The sequence below is a fragment of the Mycobacterium sp. genome, from assembly GCF_049647605.1.
Classification (GTDB): domain Bacteria; phylum Actinomycetota; class Actinomycetes; order Mycobacteriales; family Mycobacteriaceae; genus Mycobacterium.
The window spans coordinates 18,573-31,747 of the sequence record NZ_JBARXZ010000201.1 but is presented as its reverse complement, the minus strand read 5'-3'; the positions used below and the strand labels follow the sequence as shown (position 1 = coordinate 31,747).

The following is a 13,175-nucleotide window of genomic DNA, read 5'->3' as shown; positions in this document are numbered from 1 at the left end:
GTGAGCCGGTCGACGAGCCCGAGGGACGAGGGGGAGGGAGGGCCGGCGGTGGGGGACGTGAGCCGGTCGACGAGCCCGAGGGACGAGGGGGAGGGAGGGCCGGCGGTGGGGGACGTGAGCCGGTCGACGAGCCCGAGGGACGAGGGGGAGGGAGGCCCGGCGGTGGGAGACCTGAGCCGGTCACTCAACCGGTACGTTGGGCCGCGTGACGAACCTGGCTTATGACGACCGCGGCACCGGCGAACCGGTGTTGTTCATCGCCGGACGTGGCGGGGCCGGCCGCACCTGGCATCTGCATCAGGTGCCGGCGTTCCAGCGGGCCGGCTACCGGGTCATCACCTTCGACAACCGCGGTATCGGTGCCACCGAGAACGCCGACGGCTTCACCACCGCCACGATGGTCAACGACACCGCTGAGCTCATCGAGAAGGTCGTGGGCGGCCCGGTGCGCATCGTGGGGGTCTCGATGGGCAGCTTCATCGCACAGGAGCTCATGGTGGCGCGCTCGGAGCTGGTCACCGAGGCCGTGCTGATGGCCACCCGCGGGCGCCACGACAAGACCCGCTCGTTCTTCATCGACGCCGAGAAGAAGCGGCTGGAGGCCGGGATTGAACTGCCGCCGAATTACGGCGCCAAGATCCGTATGTTGGAAAGCTTTTCGCCCACCACGTTGAACGACGATCGGGTGGCCGGCGACTGGATCGAGATGTTCACGATGTGGCCGGAGAAGAACACGCCCGGTCTGCTGGCGCAGCTGAACGTCGCGCCGTACGAGAACCGGCTGCCGGTGTACCGCAGCATCGCCAACCGGGCACTGGTGATCGGGTTCGCCGACGACGTGGTGACGCCGCCACACCTGGGTTCGGAAGTCGCCGACGCCATGGCCAATGCCCGGTTCCGCAAGATTCGTGACGCCGGCCATCTGGGTTTCATCGAGCAGCCGGAGGCCGTCAATACCGCGATCCTGGAGTTCTTCAATGCCGGCAATCCGCCAAAGCGCACCCTCCCCATGGTGTGACACGCTGTATCGGTGAACCCCTCGACGGCCCAGGCGCGCATCGTCGTCGATGAACTGATCCGCGGCGGCGTCCGGGACGTGGTGTTGTGCCCGGGTTCGCGGAACGCGCCGCTGGCGTTTGCGCTGGCAGACGCCGACCGTGCCGGCCGGATCCGGCTCCATGTCCGCATCGATGAACGCACCGCCGGTTTTCTGGCGATCGGCCTTGCTGTCGCCAATCGGGCGCCGGTCCCCATCGCGATGACCTCGGGCACCGCGGTGGCCAACCTCGGCCCGGCAGTGGTCGAGGCCAACTACGCCCGGGTCCCGCTGATCGTGCTGTCCGCGAACCGGCCCTATGAGCTCCTGGGCACGGGAGCCAGCCAGACCATGGAGCAGTTGGGTTACTTCGGCACCCAGGTTCGCGCCACCATCAGCCTGGGACTGGCAGAGGAAGGCCCGGAGAAAACCGAGAAGTTGGCCGCGCAGTGGCGGTCGGCGACCTGCCGGGTGCTCGTGGCCGCCACCGGCGCCCGCAGCGGCAACGCCGGGCCGGTGCAGTTCGACATTCCGCTGCGCGAGCCGTTGGTCCCGGACCGCGACAGCGATGGTTCCGGGTTCGAGGTCCCCGCCGGCCGGCGTGACGGCATGCCGTGGACGTACACGCCGCCGGTGACATTTGATCAGCCGCTGGAGATCGACATCACCCCGGACACCGTGGTGATCGCCGGTCATGGGGCGGCGTCACACCCGGCGCTGGCGGAGTTGCCGACGGTCGCCGAACCCACCGCTCCTGCTGCTGCCAACCCGCTGCATCCGCTGGCGCTGTCGTTGCTGCACCCCAAGCAGGTCATCATGGTCGGCCGGCCCACGTTGCACCGCCCGGTGTCGACCTTGCTGGCGGACCCGGCGGTGCCGGTGTTTGCGCTCACCACCGGCCCGCGCTGGCCGGATGTCTCGGGGAACTCCCAGGCCACCGGTACCCGGGCGATCACCACCGGCACCCCGAACCCAGCGTGGCTGCGACGCTGCGCGGATCTCAACACCCACGCCCACGACGCGGTGCGCAGCCAACTCCGGGCGCACCCCTTGACCACGGGTCTACATGTCGCGGCCACCGTCGTGGATGCGCTGCGCCCCGGTGACCAGCTGGTGCTGGGGGCCTCCAATCCGGTGCGGGACGTGGCGCTGGTGGGGATGAACCCGCACGGTGTGTCGGTCCGGTCCAATCGGGGTGTCGCCGGAATAGACGGCACCGTGTCGACGGCGGTGGGGGCGGCACTGGCCCACGACGGCCGCACGGTGGCGCTGATCGGGGATCTGACGTTTGTCCACGACAGCTCCGGGTTGCTCATCGGGCCCACCGAACCGGCCCCCCAGCAGCTGACCATCGTGGTGTCCAACGACAACGGCGGCGGCATCTTCGAGTTGTTGGAGCAGGGCGACCCGCGGTTCCACGACGTGTCATCGCGGGTGTTCGGCACTCCGCACGACGTCGACGTGGGCGCGTTGTGCCGCGCCTACCACGTCGACAGCAGCTCGTTGGAGCTTACGGATCTGCCCGCCGCGCTGGCCGAGCCATACACCGGGATGCGGGTTCTCGAGGTGAAAGCTGACCGGTCGTCGCTGCGTGCACTGCACGCCGCAATCAAGGCGGCCCTGTAGTGAATCGCCTGAAATCATTGTGGCACATCCTGATTCACGGACCTGGTGGCGAGATATCGCATACCCGCGCGGGCCGGGCGACCCGGTGGGCGCGGATGGTGGTGTTGATCCTGGCCGCTTTGGTGACGCTGCAGTCGATGCTGCTGGTGGCCGGCGCCTGGCGCAATGATCTGGCCATCGAGTCGAACATGGGGGTGGCGGCTGCCGAGGTGCTCGATGCGGGCCCACGCCGGTCCACCATCGAGTTCGTCACGCCGGACCGGGTGACCTACCGTCCCGAGCTGGGGGTGTTGTACCCGTCGGAGCTGGAGAACGGGATGCGGATCTACGTCGAGTACGACCGTTCGGACCCCGATCTGGTTCGGGTGCAGCATCGTAACGCGCTGCTGGCGGTGGTCCCGGCGGCGTCCGTGGCGATCATCGGCTGGTTGGTGGCGGCCGGCGCGCTGGTCGGGTTGACGGTGTTGGAGAAACGGCTGGAGCGCACTACTCGAGCAGCGTCGTGAGCCAGTCGTCGTCGGTGAGGTCGACGATCTTGTTGTTGGTGAGGTCGTAGACCACCGGGGTGCCGAGGCTGTTGCGGGACACGTCCTCGAGTGCGGTGAAGTTCACCTCGAGCAGCTCGGCGGTGTCGACGCCTTGTTCGCCGCCGGCGATGCGCTCGACGATGGCGTCGGAGAGTCCGCTGTCGGCGGCGATATCGGCAAAATCTTGGTCGGTGTACCGGAAGAACGCCAGATCCTGTTCGAACCAAAGGTTTGCGACATAGGTCTGGAAGGTGCCGGCATCGGTGGACTCGTCGACGGCCAGGAACAGCGAGTTGCTGGCGACGGCCGAATAGTCGGTCAGGTACTCGTCGTCGAGGAAGGTCAGGGGCCGGTAGGTGACCGCAAGTTTCCCGGATTGCATTCCGGCCTTGAGCTCGTCACCGTGATCCATCTGCAGATCCGCGCAGTAGATGCACTGCGGCTCGGTGTAGATCTCCAGCTGTACCGGGGCGTCGGCGAACCCGGTCACGATGCCGTACCCGTCATCGGTGAGCGCCACGCCCGGCTTCGCGGGATCCGGGACGGCTACTCCGCTGATCTCCCTGGCGCAGCCGGTGACGGTCAGGGCCAGCGCGGACAAAGCCACGATCAGGGGTCGGAGCTTCATGGGCACCGAGGATACCGGCGAGGTGCCCGGGCGACTCTTCGTGTGACGTCTTCCTGACGGCAACCTTGCCGAAAGGCGGCGCTGTCAGAGTGGGGACGTGCGCGTTGCGATCGTCACGGAGAGCTTCTTGCCGAATGTCAACGGAGTCACCAATTCGGTGCTGCGGGTACTGGAGCATCTTCGCCGTACGGGTCATGAGGCCCTGGTCATCGCGCCGGACACCCCACGTGGTGAGCCGGCCGCCGACAAACTCTACGACGGGATCCGGGTCCACCGGGTGCCGTCGAAGATGTTCCCGAAGGTGACCTCCTTGCCGCTCGGTGTGCCGCGGCCACGAATGGTCGGGGTGCTGCGTGGATTCGATCCCGATGTCGTGCACCTGGCCTCGCCGGCGTTGCTGGGGTACGGCGGCCTGCACGCGGCGCGCTACCTGGGTGTCCCGACGGTGGCGGTATTCCAAACCGACGTTGCGGGTTTCGCCGCCAGCTACGGAATGCCCGCGTTCGCGCGGATGTCGTGGGCCTGGACCCGGCACCTGCACAGCCGCGCCGACCGAACCTTGGCGCCCTCGTCGGCCGCCATGGAAGATCTTGAAGCACACCGGATTCCACGCGTGCACAAATGGGGTCGCGGTGTCGATGTCACCGGCTTCGCCCCGTCGGCCCGCGACCTCGAGCTGCGCCGATCCTGGTCGCCCGAGGGGAGACCGATCGTCGGGTTCGTCGGCCGGCTGGCGCCGGAGAAACATGTGGAGCGGCTGGCTGCGCTGGCCCGCCGTGATGATCTGCAACTGGTGATCGTCGGCGACGGAGTCGATCGGGCAAAACTCGAAACGGTCCTGCCGTCAGCCGTTTTCACCGGTGCACTGTACGGCCGGCAACTGGCCACCGCCTACGCGTCGATGGATGTTTTTGTCCACCCCGGCGAACACGAGACGTTCTGCCAGGCAGTCCAGGAGGCGATGGCCTCGGGGCTGCCGGTGGTGGCACCGAACATGGGCGGACCACGAGACCTGGTGGCGCCGTGGCGCACCGGGCTGCTGCTCGACGTGCCGGAATTCGAAGCACGGCTGCCGGAGGCCGTGGACCATCTGCTGGCCGAACGGGCCCGCTACACCGTCGCGGCACGGCGCAGTGTGCTCAGCCGTACCTGGCCGGCCATCTGCGACGAGCTGCTGGGCCATTACCAGGCCGTGCAGGGCACCGGCGCCGCCCGGGCCGCCTAGCGACCCGGGCGCACGGCCCGGCTCCGCTCAGCCTTGCGCAAGCTCCGCGACGGGCTGCCACTGCTCCCAGGTTGCGAGCCGGCTCTCGTAGTCCGCCTTGGCCAGCGTCAGCGGCAGCGCACCGAAGAACACCCGCAGCGGCGGCTCCTCGGCATCGACGACCTTCAGGATCGCCTTGGCGGAGGCTGCCGGGTCCCCGGGCGTGGATGTCCGCTGGGCGCGGGCCCGGCTGGCGGCTTCGTGGACTTCGGCGTAGTCCTCCAACGCAGTGGCGTGTTTTGCCGACGCGCCGCCCCAGTCGGTGTCGAACCCGCCCGGTTCGATCAACGTCACATGCACGCCGAAGGGTGCGACCTCCTGCGCCAGTGACTGCGAGAAACCCTCCAGTGCCCACTTGGAGGCGTGGTAGATACCGACGTTCTGGAACGCGGTGATACCGCCGATCGAGGACACCTGGATGATGTGGCCGCTGCGCTGGGCCCGCAGGTAGGGCAGGGCGGCCTGGGTGACCCACAGGGCGCCGAAGACATTGGTCTCGATCTGGTCGCGTGCCTGCGCCTCGGACAGCTCTTCGATGAACCCGAACTGGCCGTAGCCGGCGTTGTTCACAACGATGTCGAGGCGGCCGAAGTGCTGGTGTGCCTGCGCGACGGCGGCGAAGTCGGCCTCGCGGTCGGTGACGTCGAGCTGAATCGGTAGCAGTGCGTCGCCGTACTTGGCCACCAGGTCGTCGAGGGTGCTGGTGTTCCGGGCCGTCGCGGCCACCTTGTCGCCGCGCTCCAGGGCTGCGATTGCCCACTCGCGACCGAAACCGCGTGACGTGCCGGTGATGAACCAAACCTTGTCTGCCATGTTCGCCTCTTCTGGTGATCAGTTGCTGTCCGTCTGAGCAACACTGCCGGGCCGCGCCCATTCCCGGAAGGTAAAAGCTCACAGGTAGCTTTACTCGGATGAGCCGCGCGACGCTGGACAAGGAACCGCACGAGGTCGCGTCGATGTTCGACGCTGTTGCCCGTCGCTACGACCTGACCAATACCGTGCTGTCGTTGGGTCAGGACCGGTCCTGGCGGCGTGCCACCCGGGCGGCGTTGCAGGTCGGTCCGGGGGACAGCGTTTTGGACCTGGCGGCCGGTACCGCGGTGTCGACGGTGGAGTTGGCCAAGTCGGGTGCGTGGTGCGTGGCGTGTGATTTCTCGGTGGGCATGCTGGCCGCGGGTGCCCAGCGCCAGGTGCCCAAGGTGGCCGGTGACGCCACCAAGCTGCCGTTCGACGACGCAGTGTTCGACGCGGTGACCATCAGCTTCGGATTGCGCAACGTGGTCGACACCGTGGCCGGGCTGAGCGAGATGGTCCGGGTCACCAAGCCTGGTGGGCGGTTGGTGGTGTGCGAGTTCTCGACGCCGACGGTGCCGGTGTTCGCAACCGTCTACAAGGAGTACCTGATGCGGGCCCTGCCGGCGATGGCCGGCGTGGTGTCCAGTGACCCGGAGTCCTACCAGTATCTGGCCGAGTCCATCCGGGCGTGGCCCGATCAGGCTGTGCTGGCCCGGCTGATCGGCCAGGCCGGCTGGTCGCAGGTGCGCTGGCGCAACCTGTCCGCCGGCATCGTTGCATTGCACGCCGCCACCAAACCTGTGGCACTCTGACGCTGCGTCACTGACGGCTGCCGATCCCGTTGCGCGCAACGCGGTGGGGCAGCTGCGAGTAATATCGCCATTCGCCGAGAACGCAGTGGCCGAATGTGCGGCTCGCCGTTGGTATCTGACCTCGGTGTGGCTTTGAAATGCCCCGCACCGAGATGCCCCGCACCCGCTTCGCCGCCCACAACAGGAGGCTGTCTGTGACACCCGTGACGCGGCTGCGGTCGCACCAACACGCCCACCTGATCCTGATGCTGGCGCTGACGTTCAGCACCGGCGTCGTCGACGCGGTCGGTTTCCTCGGCCTGGACCGGGTGTTTGTGGGCAACATGACCGGCAATGTCGTGATCCTGGGTATGGCCATGGTCGGCGCCGACGATCTGCCGGTCCTGGGCCCGGCACTGGCGTTGATCGGGTTCATGGTGGGCGCCGCCGGGGCGGGCCGGGCGCTGCGCCGCAAGAGCCCCGGGAGTTGGGCGGTGTCGACAACAGTGGTGTTGACCGTGGTCGGCCTGGTGGTGCTGGGCACCGCGCTGCTGGTGCTCTTCGACGAGGCGATGCCCCACGCGGTGACCCTCGGAGTCACCACACTGCTCGGCACCGCAATGGGCATGCAGGCGGCCGCCGCCCGGATGATCGCCGTCAAAGACGTGACGACGGTGGTGGTGACTTCGAGTATCACCGGCCTGGCGGCGGATTCGTGGTTCGGTGCCAACAATCCGGGGGGCTCGGGGCGGCGCATCGCCGCAGTGCTGGTGCTGTTGCTCGGGGCCGCCCTCGGCGCCTTGTCGCTGCTGGTGAGTCTCAGCCTGGGGTTGTTCATCTCGGCGGCGGTCATCCTCGCCGTCGCCGCGTTCGGCGCTGTGCCGGCCGCCGAGGATGCGGACCGCTGACCGGCTCAGGAAAACGGCTTGCGGCGATCCAGCCGTCGGGAGCCGGCGCCGGCGAGTCGCCACATCCGGGCCACCCAGTCGGCGTCGTCTTCGGTGACCAGGTTCCCCATCACCCGCACGGCGATACCCATCAAGAATGTGGAGCGCATGGCCAGCGGTCCGGTCACCGGCAGGAACTTCGGGATGGTCAGCAGCAGTGCCAGCCGTCGCGCCACCGAGAACCCGCGCGCGTAATGCTCCTGCAGTGTCGCGGGCCACACCGTCGACAGATCGCCGGTGCCCAGCAGTTCGACGGCCAGGCGACCGGTCTCCATGCCGTAGTCGATGCCCTCACCGTTGAGCGGATTCACGCATGCGGCGGCGTCGCCGATCAGCATCCAGTTGGGGCCGGCGACCCCGGAGACCGCGCCGCCCATCGGTAGCAGCGCCGAGGACACCGCGCGCGCGTCGCCCTCGAAGCCCCACTCGGCGCGCTTCAAGTCGGTGTAGTGCTTGATCAGGGGCCGCAGTGAGATGTCCGCGGGCCGCTTGGAGGTGGCCAGCGCGCCGACGCCGATGTTCACCTCGCCGTTGCCCAGCGGGAAGATCCAGCCGTACCCCGGTAACACGTCGCCGCTGATCGACCGCAGCTCCAGATCCGAGGAGATCCACGGTTCGTCGGCCCGCGGGGAACGCAGATACGCCCGGCCCGCCACGCCGTAAACCGTCTCCTGATGCCACTGCCGCCCCAGGACCCGACCCAGGGTGGACCGGGCTCCGTCGGCGACGATGAGGGTCCGGCACGCCACCCGGCGGCCGTCGGCGAGCACCACTGCGGTTACCGCGCCGGCCGAATCATGATCGACACCAACCGCTTTGGTGCCCATAAGCATCGCGGCACCGGATTCCTCGGCGACCTGCCGTACCCGGTCATCGAGTTCGGTGCGCGGTACCGCGGACCCGGTGGCCGGGAACGACGGCCCCGGCCACCGCACCTCCACAGCGGAACCGAACCCTGTCATCCGCAGTCCGGAGTGCCGGATGTGTTGGTCCAGCCAGGGGCCGAGGCCCAACAATTCGAGCTCTGCCACCGCCCGCGGGGTCAGCCCGTCACCGCAGGCTTTGTCACGCGGGAAGGTCGCGGAATCGATGACAAGAACGTCGTGGCCGGCGCGCGCGGCCCATGCCGCGGCGGCCGAACCGGCGGGTCCGGCGCCGACAACAACCACATCGGCGGCGCTGGGGGCGTCGGGTTCCATGGTGCCCAGTATGTTGGACACGTGAGCACACCGGCGAGCGTGGTGGCGGGGGTTGAATTCGGGGACGCCGAGTTCGCCGCGAATGTCAGTGATGGAGTGTCGCGTATCGAGCAGTTGATGGCGACTGAACTGGGCAAAGCCGATGAGCTGATGTCCGAGGCGGTGCATCATCTGTTCCTGGCGGGCGGGAAGCGGTTCCGGCCGCTGTTCACCGTGCTGTCGGCGGCGTTGGGGCCGGATCCGGCCAATGACGATGTGGTGATCGCCGGGGCGGTCATCGAGATGGTGCACCTGGCCACGCTCTACCACGACGATGTGATGGACGAGGCGCAGATGCGTCGCGGCGCTCCCAGCGCCAACGCGCGGTGGAGCAACAACATCGCGATCCTGGCCGGCGACTATCTGTTCGCCACCGCGTCGCGGCTGGTTTCGCGGCTGGGCCCGGATGCGGTGCTTGTCATCGCCGACACATTTGCGCAGTTGGTCACCGGGCAGATGCGGGAGACCCGCGGCGCCGCCGCCGGTATCGACCCGATCGAGCATTACCTGAAGGTGGTCTACGAGAAGACTGCCTGCCTGATCGCCGCCTCGGGACGGTTCGGTGGGACCTTCTCCGGCGCCGACAGCGAACAGGTAGAGCGCCTGTCACGCCTGGGCGGGATCGTCGGCACCGCGTTCCAGATCTCCGACGACATCATCGACATCGACAGCGATCCGGATGAGTCCGGGAAGCTGCCCGGCACCGATCTCCGGGAGGGCGTGCACACCCTGCCGGTGCTCTACGCGCTGCGTGACACCGGGCCCGACGCGGATCGGCTGCGGGAGCTGCTCGCCGGCCCGGTGGAGGAGGACGCTGTCGTGGCCGAGGCGCTGCAGCTGCTGCGGAGGTCGGCCGGCATGGTGGCGGCAAAGCAGACGGTCCGCAGCTACGCCGAGAAGGCGCGCCAAGAGTTGGCCCTGATGCCGGACGTGCCCGGCCGTCGTGCGCTGGAATCGCTGGTTGAGTACACCGTTCACCGGCACGGCTAGCAGCCGCGCTGAAGGCCTGGAAACCAAATTGCCGGGTGTGTCGTTGAATCAGCGGACCCGGACCCAATTCTCGGCAGGAGGACGCTGATGACCTGGCACCCGACCGGCAACCGCATCAAGACGTTTGTGCTGTTGATCGGTTTCACCGCGCTGATCATGTTCATCGGTGCGTTGTTTGCCAGATCGACGGGATCCCCGGTCTGGATCTATGGCGCACTCGTGTTCGCCCTGGGCACCAACTTCTACACCTACTTCAACAGCGACAAGCTGGCGCTGCGGGCCATGCACGCCCAGCCGGTCACCGAGGTGCAGGCGCCGGTGATGTACAAGATCGTGCGTGAGCTCGCGACGGCCGCTCACCAGCCGATGCCGCGGCTCTACATCTCGGATACCGCCAACCCCAATGCTTTTGCCACCGGGCGCAACCCGCGAAACGCCGCGGTGTGTTGCACCACCGGGATCCTGCAGATACTCGACGAACGCGAGTTGCGGGCGGTGTTGGGCCACGAGCTGTCACACGTCTACAACCGTGACATCCTGATCTCGTGTGTTGCCGGGGCGATGGCGTCGGTGATCACCGCACTGGCCAACCTGGCGTTCTTCGCGAGCATGTTCGGCGGTAACAACCGGCAGGGCAACGGTGGCGGCTTCCTCGGGCTGCTACTGATTCAGCTGCTCGGCCCGATCGCCGCGACCGTGGTCAGGATGGCGGTGTCCCGCTCGCGTGAGTACCAGGCCGACCAGTCGGGCGCGGAGTTGACCGGCGATCCGCTGGCACTGGCCTCGGCGCTGCGCAAGATCTCCGGCGGCGTCGAGATGGCGCCGTTGCCGCCGGACCCGAAGCTCGCCGACCAGGCCCACCTGATGATCGCCAGCCCGTTCCGCGCCGGCGAGAAGATCGGGAAGCTGTTCTCGACGCACCCGCCGATGGAAGACCGGATCCGTCGCCTCGAGGACATGGCCGGCCGCGGGCCGGGTTACTACTGATCTCTGACCGGCCTGGGCACTACATCTAGCCGGCGTCTGAGCTGGAGCCCGAAGCCTTCTTGTCGGTGCTGTTGGCTTTGGAGTCCGTGTTCTTGGAATCCTTGGAGTCTTTGGAATTCTTGGAGTCGCTGTCTTTGGAGTCCGTGTCTTTCGAGCCGTTGGCCTCTTCGGCGTTCCTGGAGGCCCTGGCTTCGGACTTCGTCTCCCGGTCCCTGGACTCGGATTTGCCGCCCTTGGACGGGGGTGTGGCGTCCGGATCGGAGGCGTCGTCGGAGCCCTGCGGGGTGCCGCCGGGAGTCGACTGTTGAGAGCTGCCGTCGGCCGGCTCCTTCTCCGTGGAGGCCGGTTCTGGTTCGTGTTTGGGTTCGGTGACGGTGGGCGCCGGATCATCGGCCGCGACGGGCTCCTGCACGGGGGGCGATGACGGGGCCGGCGTTTTGTTGTCGGATTTCACCGGTGCGGGTTCATCGGGATCCGTTGCGGTGCCGGCGTCGATCCGGGTGGGCGCCGGCCCGCTCACGCGACTGGGCTCGTGCGCCCTGAACAGCGATTCGATGCCTTGCTTCACCCCGACGATGAAGTTGAGCAGTGACTGGATGGTTTCCGCCGGGGTGGGCAGCAGACCGTTGCCATTGGCGCCGGTCGCGTCTCGGTAACCCCAGTAGACCAAGGCGGTCAGCGCGGGTTCCAGGAAATCGGCCAGCTCGTTGCCCAGGAGGCCGCCGTAGTCGCGCAGCGGGCGTACCAGGGGAAGCGGGCCGTTGTTCTCGTAGGTGACGTAGGTGACCCCGTCGCGGGTCACGACGGTCGCGGTGATCTTCGTGCCGTCGGGGTGGGTGAAGGTGATGATGTAGCCGCCGTCGATCGGCACCCTGACGATATTGAGGTCGTCGACATTGCACGACAGCGCGTGCCGGCACACGACTTCGCCCTTGGCGTTGACCTCGACGGGGGACAGGGCGCCATTGAGGTAGGCCGCCACCGAGTTCGTCAGCGCAAACGGGTTCAACGCGGACACCGTGGCGTAGGAGCTCAGGTCGTAGCCGTACGAGGTGACGACATCGCTGGACATCGGGAACGGGCCCATCGGCGGCGACGTGACGATCGCTTCACCGATCTGCAGAGACGGCGCGTCGAAGGCCACCACCTGACCCGGCACCTCGGGCTGTGGGAAGTTCGGCAGCTGACCCGGCGCCAAGGGGCCGGTGGGCGGGAGTGCGGCCAGTCCCTGTTGGGAGAGGAACGGCAACGCGCTGGCCACGCCGATCGTGGTGGACGGCACCGTGCTGTCCCCGGTGTCGGATTGATCCAGTGGATTCCAGAGCCCGAACGGTCCGGTGAGGAAGTTGACGATGACGGTCCGGCCGTCGGATGGCAGGAGCCGGCCCTGGATGGCGTCGGCGATACCGCTGACACCGTCGGAGTCGCCGGAGCCGTCGTTCATCAACAGCGAGGCGAGCAGCAGCGGCGGCGCCGCGGTCAGGGGCTGGACGACGGTCAGTCCGGCGACGCTCGCAGCCACCGCCGCTGTCGTCAGGATGGATGACCGCAAATCCCCGGACAAATGACCGCCTTCCGCGGGATTCTGATAATTCGTTAAGTAGTGTAAGCCCCCGAAGGGTGTTGCTGGGGAGTATTCATTGTCCCCGCCCAGCTGCTGATCTGGTCGGGTCCCGTGGTGTGCGCGGCCATCGGCGAGATTTGTCGAACCTGACGTTTTCCTGAGCTTCGTCGAAGACCTGGTGGACGGGTCGGTAACGCCGAGCGGGTGCTGCGACGAACCTTTAGTGTGAGCAATGTGCTGAGCAGAGTTCTGATCGTGATGGCCGCCGCCGGAGCAGCGCTGACCGCTGCGGCGGGCAGTGCCGTCGCCGAGCCGGCGCCGCCACCGCCTCCGCCACCGAACATCAATGGGTTCACCCCGGTGGTCCCGTCGGAGTACGCGGTCCACGACGGCCTGTACGCATTCTCGACACCGCTGGGCATCACGTGTGTCCTGAGCCGCGGCGCCGGCGGTTACGGGTGCAGTGGTCCGCTGCCGGGTGCGCCCAACGGTGCCAACATGGTCACCGGCGGACCGGCCGGGATGCCCGGCTTCTCCTCGTCGAACCGGCCGTTGTTCGTCTCCGATGCACCGGTCAAGGAGCTGCCCGCCAACACCCGGCTGAGCTACAGCACGATCAGCTGCGGGGTCGACGGGGCCGGTGCGGCGATCTGCACCAACAGCTTCGACCAGACCGGTTTTGTCCTGGGCCCGGCGACCAGCTGGGCGTTCGGTGATGTCAACCCGCTGCTGATCCGCCCGGATGGCAACAACCCCTTCATGAACTGACCTGACCTTCTCGG

13 protein-coding genes are annotated in these 13,175 nt (G+C 67.6%); 9 read left to right on the top strand and 4 right to left on the bottom strand.

The window, feature by feature from the left end:
• The first annotated feature begins 205 nt into the window (after positions 1-205).
• From WBB07_RS25745 to WBB07_RS25735, 3 genes are read left to right on the top strand one after another with little or no spacing between them, the layout of a single operon-like run.
• The gene (locus WBB07_RS25745; RefSeq protein ID WP_526311927.1) at positions 206-1,018 is read left to right on the top strand and encodes an alpha/beta fold hydrolase; all 813 of its coding nucleotides are present in this window, start codon (positions 206-208) and stop codon (positions 1,016-1,018) included.
• A 12-nt stretch (positions 1,019-1,030) separates the two neighbouring features.
• Positions 1,031-2,662, top strand: a complete 1,632-nt coding sequence (gene menD, locus WBB07_RS25740; RefSeq protein WP_526311925.1) for a 2-succinyl-5-enolpyruvyl-6-hydroxy-3-cyclohexene-1-carboxylic-acid synthase — start codon at positions 1,031-1,033, stop codon at positions 2,660-2,662.
• Positions 2,662-3,168, top strand: a complete 507-nt coding sequence (locus tag WBB07_RS25735; RefSeq protein ID WP_526311923.1) for a DUF3592 domain-containing protein — start codon at positions 2,662-2,664, stop codon at positions 3,166-3,168. Before menD ends, WBB07_RS25735 begins: the two co-directional genes overlap by 1 nt.
• Here WBB07_RS25735 and WBB07_RS25730 read toward each other — a convergent pair.
• Positions 3,149-3,817: a DsbA family protein gene (locus WBB07_RS25730; RefSeq protein WP_526311921.1), complete on the bottom strand. Its 669-nt coding sequence runs from the start codon at positions 3,815-3,817 to the stop codon at positions 3,149-3,151. The two genes, WBB07_RS25735 and WBB07_RS25730, sit on opposite strands and share 20 nt — an antisense overlap.
• 97 nt (positions 3,818-3,914) lie before the next feature.
• Here WBB07_RS25730 and WBB07_RS25725 point away from each other — a divergent pair, with 97 nt between their 5' ends.
• Complete coding sequence (locus WBB07_RS25725) at positions 3,915-5,042, top strand: glycosyltransferase family 4 protein (RefSeq protein WP_526311919.1); 1,128 nt, start codon at positions 3,915-3,917, stop codon at positions 5,040-5,042.
• A gap of 27 nt (positions 5,043-5,069) precedes the next feature.
• Here the strand turns inward: WBB07_RS25725 and WBB07_RS25720 are convergent, their stop codons facing one another.
• Positions 5,070-5,894 carry an SDR family oxidoreductase gene (locus tag WBB07_RS25720; RefSeq protein WP_526311917.1) on the bottom strand — a complete coding sequence of 275 codons (825 nt, stop codon included), beginning with the start codon at positions 5,892-5,894 and terminating at the stop codon, positions 5,070-5,072.
• A 98-nt stretch (positions 5,895-5,992) separates the two neighbouring features.
• Between WBB07_RS25720 and WBB07_RS25715 the strand changes: the two genes are divergently transcribed.
• Together WBB07_RS25715 and WBB07_RS25710 are read left to right on the top strand one after the other, a co-directional pair.
• Positions 5,993-6,688, top strand: coding sequence for a demethylmenaquinone methyltransferase (locus WBB07_RS25715; protein WP_526311915.1), 696 nt, complete (start codon positions 5,993-5,995; stop codon positions 6,686-6,688).
• A gap of 194 nt (positions 6,689-6,882) precedes the next feature.
• A complete protein-coding gene (locus WBB07_RS25710; protein WP_526311913.1) occupies positions 6,883-7,575 on the top strand; it encodes a DUF1275 family protein in 693 nt (230 codons plus the stop codon).
• Between the two features lie 5 nt (positions 7,576-7,580).
• On the opposite strand, the gene menJ is transcribed toward WBB07_RS25710, so the two are convergent.
• Complete coding sequence (menJ, locus tag WBB07_RS25705; RefSeq protein WP_526311929.1) at positions 7,581-8,813, bottom strand: menaquinone reductase MenJ; 1,233 nt, start codon at positions 8,811-8,813, stop codon at positions 7,581-7,583.
• 21 nt (positions 8,814-8,834) lie between these two features.
• Here menJ and grcC1 point away from each other — a divergent pair, with 21 nt between their 5' ends.
• The gene (gene grcC1 / locus WBB07_RS25700) at positions 8,835-9,842 is read left to right on the top strand and encodes a nonaprenyl/(2E,6E)-farnesyl/geranylgeranyl diphosphat synthase (RefSeq protein WP_526311911.1); all 1,008 of its coding nucleotides are present in this window, start codon (positions 8,835-8,837) and stop codon (positions 9,840-9,842) included.
• A gap of 87 nt (positions 9,843-9,929) precedes the next feature.
• The gene (gene htpX, locus WBB07_RS25695; protein ID WP_526311910.1) at positions 9,930-10,829 is read left to right on the top strand and encodes a zinc metalloprotease HtpX; all 900 of its coding nucleotides are present in this window, start codon (positions 9,930-9,932) and stop codon (positions 10,827-10,829) included.
• A gap of 25 nt (positions 10,830-10,854) precedes the next feature.
• Here the strand turns inward: htpX and WBB07_RS25690 are convergent, their stop codons facing one another.
• Positions 10,855-12,351 (bottom strand): PE-PPE domain-containing protein, encoded by a 1,497-nt coding sequence (locus tag WBB07_RS25690; protein WP_526311908.1) that lies wholly within the window; start codon positions 12,349-12,351, stop codon positions 10,855-10,857.
• Between the two features lie 276 nt (positions 12,352-12,627).
• Between WBB07_RS25690 and WBB07_RS25685 the strand changes: the two genes are divergently transcribed.
• The gene (locus WBB07_RS25685; RefSeq protein WP_526311906.1) at positions 12,628-13,161 is read left to right on the top strand and encodes a hypothetical protein; all 534 of its coding nucleotides are present in this window, start codon (positions 12,628-12,630) and stop codon (positions 13,159-13,161) included.
• Positions 13,162-13,175: the final 14 nt, after the last annotated feature.

Coding starts and splice junctions, on each gene's coding strand:
- WBB07_RS25730 (WP_526311921.1), bottom strand. CDS start 3,817: ATGAAGCTCCGACCCCTGATCGTGGCTTTGTCCGCGCTGGCCCTGACC.
- WBB07_RS25720 (WP_526311917.1), bottom strand. CDS start 5,894: ATGGCAGACAAGGTTTGGTTCATCACCGGCACGTCACGCGGTTTCGGT.
- WBB07_RS25715 (WP_526311915.1), top strand. CDS start 5,993: ATGAGCCGCGCGACGCTGGACAAGGAACCGCACGAGGTCGCGTCGATG.
- menJ (WP_526311929.1), bottom strand. CDS start 8,813: ATGGAACCCGACGCCCCCAGCGCCGCCGATGTGGTTGTTGTCGGCGCC.
- htpX (WP_526311910.1), top strand. CDS start 9,930: ATGACCTGGCACCCGACCGGCAACCGCATCAAGACGTTTGTGCTGTTG.